Source organism: Parahaliea mediterranea (assembly GCF_017255185.1).
Classification (GTDB): domain Bacteria; phylum Pseudomonadota; class Gammaproteobacteria; order Pseudomonadales; family Halieaceae; genus JAFKCZ01.
Map to the genome: position 1 here is coordinate 116,387 of NZ_JAFKCZ010000013.1, position 14,717 is coordinate 131,103.

The following is a 14,717-nucleotide window of genomic DNA, read 5'->3' on the forward strand; positions in this document are numbered from 1 at the left end:
GCTATTCCTGGTTCCAGCGGGGTTGGCGTTTGTCGAGGAAGGCGGACAGGCCTTCCTGGCCCTCCTCGGATACCCGGATATGGGCGATGCGGGCGCAGGTGTCTTCCACCAGCTCGCGGGTGATTGGCTTGCCGGCCACGCTGTGCACCAGGTCCTTGGCGGCACGCACCGCTTCCGGGCCATTGCCGAGCACGGCGCTCACCAGGCGCTCGAGCGCGGTGTCTAGTTCATCCTCCGCCACCACCTCACTGACCAGGCCCAGGCGCAGGGCCTCGGCGGCGCGAAAGCGCTCGGCGGTGACGAAATAGCGCCGCGCCGCGCGCTCGCCAATGGCGCGGATGACATAGGGGCTGATGGTGGCGGGCACCAGGCCGATTTTGACTTCCGACAGGGAGAAGCTCGCGCCCTCGCTCGCCACCGCCATGTCGCAGCAGCTCACCAGGCCGACGGCGCCGCCGAAGGCCGCGCCCTGAACCCGGGCGATCGTCGGCTGGGGCAGTTCGAACAGGGCCTTGAGCATTGCCGCCAGACCCTCGGCGTCGCGCATGTTGTGGCCGTAGTCGTAGCCGGCCATGCGCTTCATGTAGCCGAGGTCGGCGCCGGCGGAAAAGTTTTTGCCGGCGGAGGCGAGCACCACCACGCGCACGTCGTCGCGCGCGGCCAGGGCCTCGAAGTGATCGCGCAGCTCGCCGATAAACACATCGTCAAAGGCGTTGTGCTTGTCGGGGCGGTTGAGGGCGACGGTGGCGACGCCGCGTTTGTCGATATCGAGTGTGACTCTCGGGTTGGTCATCGCTTGTGCATGCCTGTGGTTCGTTAATCTGAAGTTCGGTTCGCTATCGAGACGCCCGCTACATGCGGAACACGCCAAAGCGCGACTCCGGCACCGGCGCGTTCAGCGACGCGGAAATCGCCAGCCCCAGCACCATGCGCGTGTCCGCCGGGTCGATCACGCCGTCGTCCCACAGCCGCGCGGAGGCGTAGTAGGGGTGGCCCTGGTGCTCGTACTGGTCGAGGATGGGCTGCTTGAAGGCGGCGATCTCCGCCTCGCTCATGGCCCTGCCCTCCCGGGTCAACTGGTCCTGCTTGACGGTGGCCAGGACCCCCGCGGCCTGCTCGCCGCCCATCACCGAGATGCGGGCGTTGGGCCACATGAACAGGAAGCGCGGCTCGTAGGCGCGGCCGCACATGGCGTAGTTGCCGGCGCCGAAGGAACCGCCGATGATCACCGTGAACTTGGGCACGTCGGCGCAGGCCACCGCGTGCACCATCTTGGCGCCGTGGCGGGCGATGCCGCCGGCCTCGTACTGCTTGCCCACCATGAAGCCGGTGATGTTCTGCAGGAACACCAGCGGCGTCTTGCGCTGGGCGCACAGCTCCACGAAGTGCGCGCCCTTGACCGCCGATTCGCCGAACAGGATGCCGTTGTTGGCGACGATGCCCACCGGGTAGCCGTGAATGCGGGCGAAGCCGCAGACCAGGGTCTCGCCGTAGAGGGCCTTGAATTCGTCGAACTCGGAGCCGTCGACAACGCGGGCGATCACCTCGCGCACGTCGAAGGGCTTGCGCGCATCGGCGGGGATGGCGCCGTAGATGTCCTCCACCGGGTACAGCGGTTCCACCGGTTCGCGGATGTCGGTGCCCATCGGTTTCACGCGGTTGAGCCGCGCCACCGCCTGGCGCATCAACTGCAGGGCGTGGTGGTCGTTGTTGGCGTAGTGATCGGTGACGCCGGAGGTGCGGCAGTGCACGTCGGCGCCGCCCAGTTCTTCCGCGCTGACCACCTCGCCGGTGGCGGCCTTCACCAGCGGCGGGCCGCCGAGGAAGATGGTGCCCTGGTTCTTGACGATGATCGATTCGTCCGCCATCGCTGGCAGGTAGGCGCCGCCGGCGGTGCAGGAGCCCAGTACCGCGGCGATCTGTGGGATGCCCCTGGCCGACATCCGCGCCTGGTTGTAGAAGGCGTGGCCGAAGTGCTCGCGGTCGGGGAACACCTCGTCCTGCAGGGGCAGGAAGGCGCCGCCGGAATCCACCAGGTAGAGGCAGGGCAGGCGGTTTTCCGCGGCGATGGTCTGCGCGCGGCCCTGCTTCTTCACCGTCAGCGGGTAGTAGGTGCCGCCCTTCACGGTGGCGTCGTTGACGAAGATCATGCACTCCTGGCCCGCCACCCGGCCGATGCCGGTGATAATGCCGGCGCCGGGCACGGGGTCGTCGTACACCTCGTGGGCGGCCAGCTGGCTCAGCTCGAGGAAGGGCGAGCCCGGGTCCAGCAGCGCGTTGAGGCGCTCCCGCGGCAGCAGCTTGCCGCGGGCGGTGTGGCGGGCCTGGGCTTTTTCGCCGCCGCCCTGGCGCAGCTCGGCCACCTTGGCGCGCAGGTCGTCGACCTGGGCCTGCATGTGGTCCCGGTTGCGGCCAAAATCCTCGTCCCGGGGGTTGATGCGGGTCTGCAGTACGCTCATGGAGGGGGTTACCTTGTCTCGTTGAACAGTTCGCGGCCGATCAGCATGCGGCGGATCTCGGAGGTGCCGGCGCCGATTTCGTAGAGCTTGGCGTCGCGCAGCAGGCGGCCGGCGTTGGCCTCGTTGGTGTAGCCGAAGCCGCCCAGGGCCTGGATCGCCTGCAGCGCCATCTGGGTGGCCTTCTCGGCGGTGTAGAGAATCACCGCGGCGCAGTCCTTGCGGGTCTCCTCGCCGCGGTCGCAGGCGGCCGCCACGGCGTAGAGGAAGGCGCGGCTGGCGTTGAGGTCGGTGTACATGTCCGCCAGCTTGCCCTGCATCAGCTGGAACTCGCCGATGCTCTGGCCGAACTGCTTGCGATCGTGCAGGTAGGGGATGACCTCGTCCAGGCAGGCCTGCATGATGCCCACCGGGCCGCCGGACAGCACCGTGCGCTCGTAGTCCAGGCCCGACATCAGCACCTTCACGCCCTCGCCCTCGCCGCGCAGGATGTTTTCCGCCGGCACCGGGGTGTCCTCGAACACCAGCTCGCAGGTGTTGGAGCCGCGCATGCCCAGCTTGTCGAGTTTGGGCGAGCGGGAGAAACCGGGGAAGTCGCGCTCGACGATAAAGGCGGTGATGCCCCTTGAGCCCGCCTCCGGGTCGGTCTTGGCGTAGATCACGTAGACGTCGGCGTCGGGGCCGTTGGTGATCCACATCTTGGCGCCGTTGAGGTAGTAGGTGTCGCCCTCCTTGCGGGCGTGCAGCTTCATGCTCACCACGTCGGAGCCGGCGTTGGGCTCGCTCATGGCCAGGGCGCCGATGTGCTCGCCGCTGCACAGCTTGGGCAGGTATTTGGCCTTTTGTGCCGCGTTGCCGTTCTTGCGCAGCTGGTTCAGGCACAGGTTGGACATGGCGCCGTAGGACAGGCCCACCGAGGCCGAGGCGCGGCTGATCTCTTCCATCACGATAGCGTGGGCCAGGTAACCCATGTTGGAGCCGCCGTACTCCTCCTCCACGGTGATGCCCAGCAAGCCCATGTCGCCGAACTTGCGCCACAGGTCGTTGGGAAATTCGTTGTTGCGGTCGATCTCGGCGGCGCGGGGCGCGATTTCCTTCTGGCACATCTGGTGGACGGCGTCGCGCAGCATGTCCAGCTCTTCGCCGAGGCCGAAGTTGAGGGTGGGGTATCCGGTGTTCATAGGCGTTTCCATGCGGTGATTGGGGGCCGGCGCTAGCGCTGGCTCCGGTGGTTGTCGTCGAGCGCCTGCTCGCAGAGCGCCTCCACTTCGTCGAGGCCGCCGAGCATTTCGTCGATGTCCTTTTTCTGCTGCAGCAGGCGCGCGCGTTTCTCCCTCACGGTGTTGATAAGGGAGTTTAGCTGTTCCTCGTTGTTGTGTTCCGGGTCGTAGAGGTCGATCACCTCCACGCTTTCGCGCAGCGACATGCCGATGCGCTTGCCGCGCAGGATGAGCTTGATGCGCACCCGGTCGGCGGGGCTGTAGACGCGCTTTTGACCCTCCCGGCGGGGGTGGATCAGCCCCTTCTCCTCGTAGAAGCGAATGGTCCGGGTGGTGACCCCGAATTCGCTGGCGAGGTCGGAGATGCTGTAGGTGGTCTCGGGCATGTCGTGGGCCGGTCGCGGAAGTACGGCAGACTATAGATCAAGTTTACGTTTACGTAAACGTATGCGCCACGTAAAAACAGCGGCTCAACAAAGGGGGAATGGCGTTTATCTAACCGTTGTAGGGCCGAATTCATTCGGCCATTGATTCCACGAGCACCCCTTATGGTCGAATGAATTCGACCCTACAGAGGGCAAAATACCCTGTTTTTGGCTCAAGTAAGTGCCATTCGTATCCGTCTTCTATTTTTTGGGCTTGGGCAGGAGGGGCTTGCGCACGAGGGGCCACAGCAACTCCTCGGCCCAGTGCAGGCGCGGGGAGATGGGCAGGCCGTAGTTCTGCTGGCGTTGGTTGGGGATTTTCGCGGTGCCGAAGAGTACGTCGAACAGGAATACGGTCACCGCGTAGTTGCCATTGGGGTGGGCCTCGCGGCCGTAGGCGTGGTGGGCGTGGTGGGTGTCGGGCAGGGTGATGACCCGCTCGATCAGCCACCACAGCCCCCGCAGGGGCGCGGGGGTGCGCTCGCGCAGCCACAGGTCCCAGCGGTAGCTGCTGTGGGTGGCGAGATTGACGAAGAAGGTGATCAGGATCGCGGTGAAATAGGCCGGCGCCTGGCCGAAATAGACGGCGAAGGCCCCCATCCAGGTCTGGGGCAGCAGGAATACCCAGAAGAAGTTGTAGCGGTAGACCACGCCCACGTTGAGGTGCTGGGCGCTGTGGTGGGTGCGGTGGATTTTCCACAGCCAGCGCGCCTGGTGCGCGGCCCGGTGCAGCCAGTAGTGGGCCATTTCCTCGCCGAGGAAGATCACCGCGAAGGCCAGCCAGAAGGGCACGAAAGCCAGGCTGTTGGCGCCGTCGGGCCACAGCTGCACCACCAGCCAGCCGGTCAGTGCGCCGATGGCCGCGCCGGCCAGCAGCAGGTTGGAAAACATGCCGAACAGCATGAAGCCGAAATCCCGCAGTGGTCGCGGCGAGCGGCCGAGACGGCCGCCCAGTAGTTCCAGCAGCCACAGGGCGGCGAAGGAGAAAAACACGATCAAGCCAATGATTTGCATGCCGTCCATTATTGTTTGCTCCCGGCCGTGGTGGCCGCCGGGGCGGTCAGCCCGGCGACGGAATAGGTGATGAAGTCCTCGATGCGCCAGTGCAGGGCATCCTCGCTGCGCGGCAGCGCGCCGCCGCGGATTTGCGCATCCCACTCGGCGACACTGTGCACAATATGGTTGCCCAGCAGGCGCAGGCGCTCGTGGCACACGTCGGTTGGCAGCTGCTTGCCCAGCCGGGCCTCTGCGAGGGCGCCAAGGGTGTTCACGGCGTCGGCCTGGCTGCGGTTGCGCATGAAGACCTCGCGCCAGTGGTCGCGCGACAGCAGTTGTGAAAGCAGGCTCAGGAACTGGTGTTGCCCCGCCGGCAGCAGCAATTGCGCGGCCATCGGCCGCACCATCAGGCCCACCAGGTCAGCGAGGCTGGGCTCGGGCGTCCTGGCCAGCAGCGCATCCAGTTGCTGTTCGCGCAGGCAGTTGATGGGGGTCGATCGGTAGTCGATCAGGGCCTCCACCAGCCCCTCGAACGAGCCGAAGTTGTAGTTGACCGCCGAGTGGTTTTTCTGGCCCGCCCGGCGGGCGACCTCGCGGCTGGAGACGCCGTCAATGCCCTTGGCGGCGATCAATTGCTCCGCGGCCTCCATCAGGGCGATGGCGGCGGTGCCGGGTCGGGTGTCGGTGTTTGCGCTCATGGCCTCACGGTAAGACGGTTGTCTTAATAAGTCAATCGTCTTAAGTTGCGCTGGCGGAGGGCTTGCGCGACCGCCGATGACTAGGGTGCGCGCTGCAATTGAGCCTCAAGCCTGGCCTTCATCGGCAGTACCCACTGCTGCTTCAGTGCGGGGGACAGGAGCCCGGCATCCTCCAGTTCGTCGCAGAGCTTCATCTGGTGGGCCAGGTCGAAGAGGTCGAGCTGGCGGGCGATGCGGGCGTCGCCATCGAGAGTAAGAAAGGAAATGCCGGGGGTCTGGTAGAAGCCGCCGTCCGGCCGTTGGCCGGGGCCGCGGTTGAGCCAGTGGGTCACCAGTCGGTTGGCGGTGCCGACGTAGACGCCCTCGTAGGGGAAGCTCCAGCCCTCCCAGCCCACCTGCATGTCGCGCCCGTAGTGGGTTGCCTTGATCTCGTCGACGCCGCGGGCAGTGACTTCCATGACACCGGCGTACTCGCAGGTATAAACGCAGTTCCGCGCGTATAATTCATCGACAAAGAAAGTCCAGTCGTTGCTGCGCGATGCTTCCGCGTGGGCCTCGATCAGCTTTTGCGCCGCGGCGCGCAGGGTGGCGTCGTCCAGTGTGGTCACGGTGGTGCTCCCTCGGCTGTGGATTTTTAGGCTGTTCGGTAGGCAGTGTAGGTCGCGGGTTTACAAAGGAACCAGTGGCGCTGTCTGGCAGGTTGAACCGGCGCCAATTTTGCTATCATCGCCAATGGCTAAACCGCCACCAGTGCACGGCGGTTTAACAGCAGACCGTTCAAGTCACACAATCACGGAGAGCGGCAGTCGTATGCCCAAGATGATATTGCTACCCATGCTGGCCGATGGGGAGTTCCACTCCGGTCAGGCTCTCGCCGAGACCCTCGGGGTCAGCCGCACCGCGGTGTGGAAACAGCTCAACCGCCTGGAAGAGCTGGGCCTGGAGCTGGAGTCCGTGCGCGGCCTGGGCTATCGCATCCCCGGGGGTCTTGAGCTGCTGGACGCGGAGCGGGTTCGCGCCGGCCTCGATACGGCCGGTCGTAACCTGCTGGCGGAATTGGCGGTGCTGGGCAGTGTGGACTCCACCAATGCCGAGGCCCTGCGCCGCGTCGCCGGCGGCGCCGGCTCGGGCCTGGTGTGCATCGCCGAGCAGCAGAGCGCCGGCCGGGGCCGCCTGGGCCGGCAGTGGTTCAGTCCCTTCGCGCGCAATATCTACCTGTCGATGGTGTGGGAGTTCAGCCAGGGCGCCGCCGCGCTGGAGGGCCTCAGCCTGGCGGTGGGCGTGTGCGTGGCCCGGGCCCTGGAGCGCCTGGGTGTGCCGCCGGTACAGCTCAAGTGGCCCAATGACCTGCTCTTCGAGCGCGCCAAACTGGGCGGCATATTGCTGGAAATGGCGGGCGATGCCTCCGGCGCCTGCCAGGTGGTGGTGGGCGTGGGTCTCAACGTGGCCATGCCCGCCGCCGCGAAGGACAGCATTGAGCAGCCCTGGACCGACCTGGCGAGCGTGTGTGGCGGCACTTCCCCCGGACGCAACGCCTTGCTCGCCGCGCTGCTCAATGAGCTGCTGCCACTGCTGGCGGGTTTCGAGTCCACCGGCTTTGGTCCCTGGCGTGAACCCTGGATGGCCCTGGATGCCTTCGCCGATAGCCCGGTGGTGATCACCAGTGCCGAGCGGCGGATGGCGGGTGTGGCCCGGGGCGTGGACGGGCGCGGCGCGCTGCAGCTGGAGACCTCGGTGGGCGTGCAGTCCCTGTTCGGTGGCGAACTCTCCCTGCGGGCCGCCACGTGAGTTTGCCGCGTCGCTGCCTGCAGTTGGACGTGGGTAACAGCAGCGCGAAATGGCGCCTGCTGGTCGACGGTGAAATCAGCGCCCGCGGCGTGTACCGGCCGGGCGATAGCGCCAGCCGCCAGGCCCTGCTGGCTTGTACTCCGGAGCTGGAGGCGATGTGGGTATCCAGCGTGGCGGGGGAGGCAGCGGAAGCGGATCTGGCCGCGATGCTGGAGGGCCGCTGGGGGTGCGCGGCCTGGTTTGCCCGGTCCGAGGTTGAAACCCTGGGTCTGCGCAACAGTTACGATGAGCCGCGGCGGATGGGAGTCGACCGCTGGCTGGCGATGCTGGCCGCCCGCAATCGGCACCCGGATACGCGCCTGTGTGTGGTGGACGCCGGCTCCGCACTGACCATCGACCTGGTGGGCGCCGACAGCTGCCACCAGGGCGGCTACATCATCCCCGGTCCGGGTTTGATGGAGCGGGCGTTACTGCTGGACACCGACCGTGTGCGCTTCGCCGAGGCGGCCGAATACAGCCTGGCGCCCGGCACATGCACCGCCCAGGCCGTGCGTCACGGCATTGGCCTGGCCCAGGCGGGTGCCGTGACCCTGGCCCTGCGGGAGGCGGCGCTTTCCGGGCCGCCCTTGCCGGTGTTCACCGGGGGCGGCGGCGAATGGCTCGCCGCCACGCTGGGAGGTATCGGCGAATTCGTCCCCGATCTGGTGCTCGACGGCCTGCAGCTGGTGGGCCAGGCCCGGGCCCGTTGATTGCTGGCGACAGCGGTTGCATCGATCGTGCCCATTGCATAGAATTGCGCGCCTTCTCTGGTGACTGGCTAGGTGATTGGGGAAAGCGGTCAATCAAGGCTGGCGTAGCTCAGTAGGGCGCGTCGGGACCGATCTGCCAGTGGCAGATCGCAGCCCGGGGTGCGGCCCGACAGGATGTCGGGGCTGGAGGTTAATGCGGAGCGCCAGTGGTTGCGGCAGGGATGCCGAGTAAAGTAGTCAATCAAGGCTGGCGTAGCTCAGTAGGTAGAGCAGCTGATTTGTAATCAGCCGGTCGGGGGTTCGATTCCTCTCGCCAGCTCCATTCTCTCAAAAATTTTTCCCCGATGGCCCTCCCGGCCGATGCTGTGCCGTCGGTTTAGCGCCTCTCGCTACCACAGAGTATTTGTTTCCCGCAGGCATCCCGCCGGCGCACCCGCCTTTGTACTGCATTCAGCTGCTCGGCAGTTGCGATGGCGAACGCCATTGGACAGAATCCTGGGTTCCGATACGCGCGAAAAGTAGCAGGAACCGAAGATGACAGCAGAACAAGCCAAAGACGACCAGCTGGTGCTGGTGGAAATCTCCGATCAGGTCGCGCTGGTGACCCTGAATCGCCCCGAGGCCTACAACGCCCTGTCCCGGGCCATGACCCAGGCCATTATCGAGGCCTTCGCCCGGCTTTCGGCGGATGACGGGGTGCGGGCGATTGTCCTGACTGGTCGCGGCAAGGCCTTCACCGCCGGTGTGGACCTCAAGGAGATGGGTGCCGACGGCGGCAGTGCCATGAGCGCCGACAACCTCGGTACCGACGCGCCGCTGGTGCGCGCCCTGGCCGAATGCGAAAAGCCGATCATTGGCGCTATCAACGGCTTCGCCGTGACCGGCGGTTTCGAACTGGCGCTGGCCTGCGACTACCTGTACGCCGCCCGCTCGGCGCGCTTCGCCGATACCCATGCCAGGGTGGGCCTGATACCGGGCTGGGGACTGTCGCAGAAACTGCCGCGCCTGGTGGGCATCAACCGCGCGCGGGAGATCAGTTTTACGGGTAACTATTTCAGTGCCGAGCAGGCTCACACCTGGGGGCTGGTCAACGAGGTTTGCGAGGACGACCAGCTGATCGAGCGGGCCCTGGCCTCGGGCCGTGATATCGCCGGCACCCAGCCCGAGGCCCTGCGCCGCATCCGCGCGGTGATGAACGATGGCTGGGAGATGACGCTGGGCGATGCCCTGCAGATGGAGGGTGAGCGCTCCGGGGCCTACAACAGCACGATCGATTTCGCGGCGATGGAGCAGCGCCTGGCGGAGCTGAAAGCCCGGGGGCGGCGCCAGTAGTCGCCCGCCCGCGCAACACCGGTAGCGCGCCTTGCCGTGATCGGGGAATGAGTCGCCGTTGATTGTGACCGGTTTCCCGAATGTGCCTGGCTTCGGTTTTCCCTGTCGCGAATACCTGAGTACACTTGCCCAATCGGGTAGCGATTGCCGTAACGGGGTTCGACGACATAACAATGGCTGAGCGATTGCCCAGGGTCAGGAGCCGATTGCTGCCCTGGTGGATCAGTGCTGCTGTACTGCTGGCCGGTTTGCTGGCGACGGGGTACTACTGGCAGGTCGCCAGGGATCAGCAACGGGCGGCCTTTGCCGAGCGATTTCGCAGTGACGCGAACCGTGTCGCGGCCAACATGGCGCGCCAGTTGCAAAGCTTCTCGGTGGTCATGCGCGGTGTTCAGGGTTTGTTCCAGGCCTCCAGCCATGTCACCCACGCGGAGTTCGAGCAGTACGCGGGTGCGCTGGAGGTCACCCAGGAGCTGGTCGGTGTGCAGGCCGTCGCCTTTGCCGCCGCGGTGCCCGTGTCCGCCATCGCGGAGCATGAGGCGGCGATGCGCTCGGCTCTGGGAGGGGGCTACCGGGTACATCCGCAGCCGCCCCGGGAGACGGTGCGCGACCTGTCGGTGCCTAGGCCGGCCGCGCCTGAGCCGGCCGCGCCCGAGCTGGCCGCGCCCGAGCTGGTCGCGCCCATCGCGTATATCCACCCCCTGGATTCAACCAATCGCGGCGCTCTCGGCTTCGATATTTTCACGAATCCCCTGGCGCGCGAGGCCGCGGAGCACGCACGCGACAGCGGCGAACTGACGATATCCGCGCCGCTCGGCCTGGTGCAGGATCGCGACCGGGAACAGGTGCGCTCGTTTGTCATGTACCTGCCCGTCTATACCAAGGGCGCCGTGCCGGAGGGTGTCGCGGCGCGCCGGGAGCGCATCGCGGGCTGGGTGGATGTACCGTTCAGGATGCCGGATTTTATCGCCGGCCTGCGCGACGGCATTCCCCCGGATATCGAAATCGAGATTCACGATGACGGCCTGGGTGTTCCCGATAGTCTCCTGTACCGCAGTGACGGCGTGTCCGCCGCGCAGCGCAACACCGTGGATGAAGTGGTGCATCGCGTGCAGTTGCCCGTGGGTGACCGGCGGTGGACGGTAACCCTGGCGAGTACGCCGGCCTACCGGGTCGCCGCGGGAGCCGACGACCTGGCGCCCGGGGTGGCCGCGGCGGGGAGCGCCCTGGCGGCTTTTCTCGCCGCCCTGGTGTTCACTATCGCCCGGGGGCGCGACCACAGTGAGCGGCGGGCCGCGCGGCTGAGTCACCTCTACCATGCGTTGAGCGAGATCAACCAGGCCATTGTGCGCATGGAGCGAGAGGTGGAGCTGTTTCCCCTGGCCTGTCGCCTGGCGGTCGATTACGGCGGCATGCGTCGCGCCTGGGTGGGGCTGCTGACGGACGACGGCCAGGGGTTTCGCGTGACTGCCAACTACCCGCCCGGGAGCGGTGGGGCGAGGGGGGACGGGGTGCTACCGCTGACGGGTGGTCTCGCCAGGGCGGCGACCGGTGAGTCGGTCGTGGAGTGGAGTGGCGGTGACGGGGGCCGGGACGGTGGTCTCGCGCAGCTCGCCCTGCCGGTGCGTCGGCGGGGTGAGGTCGTGGCGCTGCTGGGGGTGTCGCACGAGAGCGAGGGTGCTTTCGAGGACGAGGTGATGGGGCTGCTGCGGGAACTGGCGGACGATCTCGGTTTCGCGCTGGACAATTTCGATCGCGACGCCGCCCGGGAAGCCTCGGAAAAGGCGCTGCAGGAGAGCCGGGAGCGGCTGTCCACGGTGCTGGAAAATGTCGGCGCCTGTGTGTACCTCAAGGATTCGCAGGGCCGCTTCACCTACGTCAACCGGCGCATCGTCGACCTGCTGGGGGTGGCCGAGGCGGATTTGCTGGGCAACCCTGTCGACGCCTTTGTCGATGTCGACGCCGCGCGGCGCTCGCGCGATTCCGATCGCCGGGTGATAGAAACGGGTGAGCGAATCGAAGTCGAGTCCGAGGAAACCGTGGTGTCCAGCGGCGAGGCCAGGACCTTCTGGAATGTGAAAATTCCCCTGCGCGACGATTCGGGGGCGATCTACGGTATCTGTGGGATTTCCACCGACATCACCGAGCGCCGTGCGAGCGAGGCGCGCCTGCGCTATCTCAGTGACTACGACACGCTCACCGGGCTGCCGAACCGGCGGCTGCTCGAGCAGCGGGCGCGGACCATCCTGGACGTGTCGCGAGCCTCGGGTGAGCCCGCGGCGTTGCTCTACCTCGATATCGACCGCTTCAAGTACGTCAACGAATCGATGGGGCACAGTGTGGGCGACGACCTGCTGCAGGCGCTGGTGGCGCGCCTGTCGGCGGTGCTGGACTGCGACGCCACCCTCAGCCGCCTGGCCGCCGACCAGTTTTTCGTGTTGGCGCCGGCGGTGTCGGCGGAGGGCGCCATTGGCTTGGCCGCCGAGTTGCTGGAGCTGGTGTCGACGCCGGTCCTGATCGCCGGCAAGCGCCTGTCGTTGACCGGCAGTATTGGTATCGCCGCCTTTCCCGAGCACGGAAACAGTATTGAGCAACTCACGCAATCGGCGAACGTGGCCCTGAGCCAGGCCAAGCGGCGCGGCGGCAATACCTATGCGCTGTTCGACGAGGGTCTTCGGCAGCAGTCGCGGGAGGCCCTGAAGTTGCAGAACGACCTGCGCGACGCGCTGATTGGCGGCCAGTTGCAGGTCCTCTACCAGCCGCAGGTGGATATCGCCAGCGGGCGGGTGCTGGGGGCCGAGGCCCTGCTGCGCTGGCCCCATCCGGAATTGGGCGAGATACCGCCGAGCCGGTTTATTCCGCTGGCGGAGGAGGCGGGGCTTATCGTCGATATTGGCAAGTGGGCGATGCGCGTTGCCGTGAGCCAGCTGGTGAGCTGGCGGCGCAGCGGGCTGCCACTGGAGTCCATGGCGGTCAACCTGTCGGCGATCCAGCTGTATCGCGAGGATTTTTGCGGCGACATCGAGGCCTTGGTGAGGGAATTCGGGCTGGCGGAAGGCGAGCTTGAGCTCGAGCTCACGGAGCGTATCGCCATGCAGCATTCGCAGCGCACCGAAGATACCCTGCGCTGTGTGCGGAAGCTGGGGGTGTCACTGTCCATCGACGACTTTGGCACCGGGTATTCCTCCCTGGGCTACCTGAAGCGCTACCCGCTGAGCAAGCTGAAGATCGACAAATCCTTTATTGACGGGGTGCTCGGCAGCCCGGAAGACGCGGCTATTGTGCGCGCGATCATTGCGCTGGCCGGCGGGCTGGGTTTTACCACCGTGGCCGAGGGTGTGGAGACCGAGGCCCAGCTGGATTTCCTGCGGCAGGTGGGTTGCGACACCTACCAGGGCTACCTCTTCAGTCGCCCGCTCGGCGCGCGGAAGTTTGAAGAGCTGCTGGCCTCTAGCCGGCGGTCGACCGGCTAGCCCAGGCGCGCGGGCTTCAGCCGTCCCGGGGTGGCAGCCCGGGCCGTTGCTTCCACCAGTTGAGTCTGTATTTTTTATAGCGTTTGTTCTTGCGGGTGCTGTTTGGGTCGGCCCTACAGGCCCAAGCAGTTATTCTCTTTATAGAATAAAGTGGTCTGGTGCGTTGACAGGCCGCCCGGCTTGATGCCGATAAAATCCAGCTCCCGGAAGCCCCTGCGCTTCATCGCCGATCGCCCGTCCTGGTAGCGTTTTCGGCTGGAGTCATCCAGTAAAACCACGCCCTGCTCACTCAGGAAATCCACCGCGACCTCCATGCATTGCAGGCGCTCGCGCCCATCCACAACGATGATATCGAAGCGTCTATCGCCCCCTGCGATGGCCTGGCAATAACCGTTGATATCGCCAATATCTCTAAATAGTAGCTCGACATTCTCTGGTTTATTCTTGTTGAGAATGTTGTACCAGTCCCGGTTATGCTCAACGGAGGTTACCGTTCCTGCATGCCGTGCATAAAACTGGGTGGAATAACCACTGCCATATTCAAACAGATTGTGGTCCTTGCGCAGGCGCTGCTCAAGGAAATGCACGACCTGGTAGTTCATCCAGGGAAGTGGTGTGCCGTCTGGCTTGCAGGGCCGCTTTTGCTTGATGCTTTCCGTGTAGCCCTGTTGGGCCAAAAAGGAGCGCTCGCTGTATATGAGGCGAAGCCCTCTTGAGATCTGCGCGAACATGCTTGGACGGCGTACTTTCATTGGGTGTCCTGGCTGGCTGGGGTTCGGGATGTGTATGACGGTGAGAAGATACGATATTTATGTCAATCGCAAAAATATTTGTTATAACTAGGATAGCTTCGGGCGCCCCGTTTTCGAGCCACTGAAAAAAGCCGGTCTAAGTTGATAATTTTCTTTGGATTGTCAGTTGACAAGGGCAGGGGCCATCGGCAGAATATGCCGCCTTCTGGAGGGGTTCCCGAGTGGCCAAAGGGATCAGACTGTAAATCTGACGCGAAAGCTTCGGTGGTTCGAATCCACCCCCCTCCACCAAGGTTTAGCCCTTAATTGCGTCTAATTGTCGCGATTGTGGGTGGAGCAGGGTGGATTTGAACTGTACGGCTCTGTGAGCGAGGTCCGCCGTGTATGGGGAGGCCGCAGAGGCGGTTTCCCGAAGAGTGTGGCGGGTATAGTTCAATGGTAGAACCTCAGCCTTCCAAGCTGATGATGCGGGTTCGATTCCCGCTACCCGCTCCAGTTGGTTGTGGATGTGTAAAGCTCATATAGCTCAGTCGGTAGAGCACTTCCTTGGTAAGGAAGAGGTCACCGGTTCAAATCCGGTTATGAGCTCCACGCCCTTTCAGTAAAGCAGCCAGCAACCGAGTTTGAGCGGTGTGTTTTAACTGCATGGCATGTGCCGGTGTGATAGGAGACCGTCGTAATGGCAAAGGAAAAGTTCGAGCGCAATAAGCCCCACGTCAACGTGGGTACCATTGGTCACGTTGACCACGGCAAGACGACCCTGACCGCGGCGCTGACCCGCGTGTGCGCGGAAGTCTGGGGCAGCGGTGCCGCGGTGGCCTTTGACGG

At 65.2% G+C, this 14,717-nt stretch carries 13 protein-coding genes and 4 tRNA genes; 9 read left to right on the forward strand and 8 right to left on the reverse strand.

Annotated features, from left to right (window positions below):
* Nucleotide 1: 1 nt before the first annotated feature.
* The 7 genes from JYP50_RS16960 to JYP50_RS16990 all read right to left on the reverse strand — a co-directional run bounded on the left by JYP50_RS16960 (nt 2) and on the right by JYP50_RS16990 (nt 6,403).
* Nucleotides 2-793, reverse strand: a complete 792-nt coding sequence (locus JYP50_RS16960; protein ID WP_206561745.1) for an enoyl-CoA hydratase/isomerase family protein — start codon at nt 791-793, stop codon at nt 2-4.
* Between the two features lie 58 nt (nt 794-851).
* On the reverse strand, nt 852-2,459 hold the full coding sequence (locus JYP50_RS16965; RefSeq protein ID WP_206561746.1) for a carboxyl transferase domain-containing protein: 1,608 nt from the start codon (nt 2,457-2,459) through the stop codon (nt 852-854).
* Between the two features lie 8 nt (nt 2,460-2,467).
* Nucleotides 2,468-3,637, reverse strand: coding sequence for an isovaleryl-CoA dehydrogenase (locus JYP50_RS16970; protein ID WP_206561747.1), 1,170 nt, complete (start codon nt 3,635-3,637; stop codon nt 2,468-2,470).
* Between the two features lie 32 nt (nt 3,638-3,669).
* A complete protein-coding gene (locus tag JYP50_RS16975; protein ID WP_206561748.1) occupies nt 3,670-4,062 on the reverse strand; it encodes a MerR family transcriptional regulator in 393 nt (130 codons plus the stop codon).
* Nucleotides 4,063-4,302: 240 nt separating this feature from the next.
* Nucleotides 4,303-5,124, reverse strand: coding sequence for a sterol desaturase family protein (locus JYP50_RS16980; RefSeq protein ID WP_206561749.1), 822 nt, complete (start codon nt 5,122-5,124; stop codon nt 4,303-4,305).
* Nucleotides 5,124-5,795 (reverse strand): TetR/AcrR family transcriptional regulator, encoded by a 672-nt coding sequence (locus JYP50_RS16985; protein WP_206561750.1) that lies wholly within the window; start codon nt 5,793-5,795, stop codon nt 5,124-5,126. Before JYP50_RS16985 ends, JYP50_RS16980 begins: the two co-directional genes overlap by 1 nt.
* Before the next feature lie 80 nt (nt 5,796-5,875).
* Nucleotides 5,876-6,403, reverse strand: a complete 528-nt coding sequence (locus tag JYP50_RS16990; protein ID WP_206561751.1) for a nuclear transport factor 2 family protein — start codon at nt 6,401-6,403, stop codon at nt 5,876-5,878.
* 202 nt (nt 6,404-6,605) lie between these two features.
* On the opposite strand from JYP50_RS16990, the gene birA reads away from it, so the two are divergent.
* From birA to JYP50_RS17015, 5 genes are all read left to right on the forward strand, one after another.
* Nucleotides 6,606-7,583 (forward strand): bifunctional biotin--[acetyl-CoA-carboxylase] ligase/biotin operon repressor BirA, encoded by a 978-nt coding sequence (gene birA, locus JYP50_RS16995; protein WP_206561752.1) that lies wholly within the window; start codon nt 6,606-6,608, stop codon nt 7,581-7,583.
* Entirely contained in the window at nt 7,580-8,332 is a 753-nt protein-coding gene (locus tag JYP50_RS17000; RefSeq protein ID WP_206561753.1) for a type III pantothenate kinase, read from the forward strand. The genes birA and JYP50_RS17000 overlap by 4 nt, the downstream gene beginning before the upstream one ends.
* A gap of 246 nt (nt 8,333-8,578) precedes the next feature.
* Nucleotides 8,579-8,654, forward strand: a tRNA-Thr gene (locus JYP50_RS17005).
* A 212-nt stretch (nt 8,655-8,866) separates the two neighbouring features.
* Nucleotides 8,867-9,664 carry an enoyl-CoA hydratase gene (locus JYP50_RS17010; protein ID WP_206561754.1) on the forward strand — a complete coding sequence of 266 codons (798 nt, stop codon included), beginning with the start codon at nt 8,867-8,869 and terminating at the stop codon, nt 9,662-9,664.
* Between the two features lie 173 nt (nt 9,665-9,837).
* Nucleotides 9,838-13,137 carry a bifunctional diguanylate cyclase/phosphodiesterase gene (locus tag JYP50_RS17015; RefSeq protein WP_206561755.1) on the forward strand — a complete coding sequence of 1,100 codons (3,300 nt, stop codon included), beginning with the start codon at nt 9,838-9,840 and terminating at the stop codon, nt 13,135-13,137.
* Nucleotides 13,138-13,250: 113 nt separating this feature from the next.
* Here JYP50_RS17015 and JYP50_RS17020 read toward each other — a convergent pair whose 3' ends face one another.
* Complete coding sequence (locus tag JYP50_RS17020) at nt 13,251-13,889, reverse strand: class I SAM-dependent methyltransferase (protein WP_206561756.1); 639 nt, start codon at nt 13,887-13,889, stop codon at nt 13,251-13,253.
* Between the two features lie 207 nt (nt 13,890-14,096).
* On the opposite strand from JYP50_RS17020, the gene JYP50_RS17025 reads away from it, so the two are divergent.
* From JYP50_RS17025 to JYP50_RS17040, 4 genes are all read left to right on the forward strand, one after another.
* A tRNA-Tyr gene (locus JYP50_RS17025) sits at nt 14,097-14,180 on the forward strand.
* A 130-nt stretch (nt 14,181-14,310) separates the two neighbouring features.
* Nucleotides 14,311-14,384 (forward strand) — tRNA-Gly (locus JYP50_RS17030).
* A gap of 20 nt (nt 14,385-14,404) precedes the next feature.
* Nucleotides 14,405-14,480 (forward strand) — tRNA-Thr (locus JYP50_RS17035).
* An 88-nt stretch (nt 14,481-14,568) separates the two neighbouring features.
* The coding region (locus JYP50_RS17040; RefSeq protein WP_241263259.1) for a GTP-binding protein at nt 14,569-14,717 on the forward strand (149 nt) is incomplete at its 3' end.

What these genes read in the sequence shown, in the direction of transcription:
- JYP50_RS16960 (WP_206561745.1), bottom strand. Translation starts at nt 793, where the DNA reads ATGACCAACCCGAGAGTCACACTCGATATCGACAAACGCGGCGTCGCC.
- JYP50_RS16965 (WP_206561746.1), bottom strand. Translation starts at nt 2,459, where the DNA reads ATGAGCGTACTGCAGACCCGCATCAACCCCCGGGACGAGGATTTTGGC.
- JYP50_RS16970 (WP_206561747.1), bottom strand. Translation starts at nt 3,637, where the DNA reads ATGAACACCGGATACCCCACCCTCAACTTCGGCCTCGGCGAAGAGCTG.
- JYP50_RS16975 (WP_206561748.1), bottom strand. Translation starts at nt 4,062, where the DNA reads ATGCCCGAGACCACCTACAGCATCTCCGACCTCGCCAGCGAATTCGGG.
- JYP50_RS16980 (WP_206561749.1), bottom strand. Translation starts at nt 5,124, where the DNA reads ATGGACGGCATGCAAATCATTGGCTTGATCGTGTTTTTCTCCTTCGCC.
- JYP50_RS16985 (WP_206561750.1), bottom strand. Translation starts at nt 5,795, where the DNA reads ATGAGCGCAAACACCGACACCCGACCCGGCACCGCCGCCATCGCCCTG.
- birA (WP_206561752.1), top strand. Translation starts at nt 6,606, where the DNA reads ATGCCCAAGATGATATTGCTACCCATGCTGGCCGATGGGGAGTTCCAC.
- JYP50_RS17010 (WP_206561754.1), top strand. Translation starts at nt 8,867, where the DNA reads ATGACAGCAGAACAAGCCAAAGACGACCAGCTGGTGCTGGTGGAAATC.
- JYP50_RS17015 (WP_206561755.1), top strand. Translation starts at nt 9,838, where the DNA reads ATGGCTGAGCGATTGCCCAGGGTCAGGAGCCGATTGCTGCCCTGGTGG.
- JYP50_RS17020 (WP_206561756.1), bottom strand. Translation starts at nt 13,889, where the DNA reads ATGAAAGTACGCCGTCCAAGCATGTTCGCGCAGATCTCAAGAGGGCTT.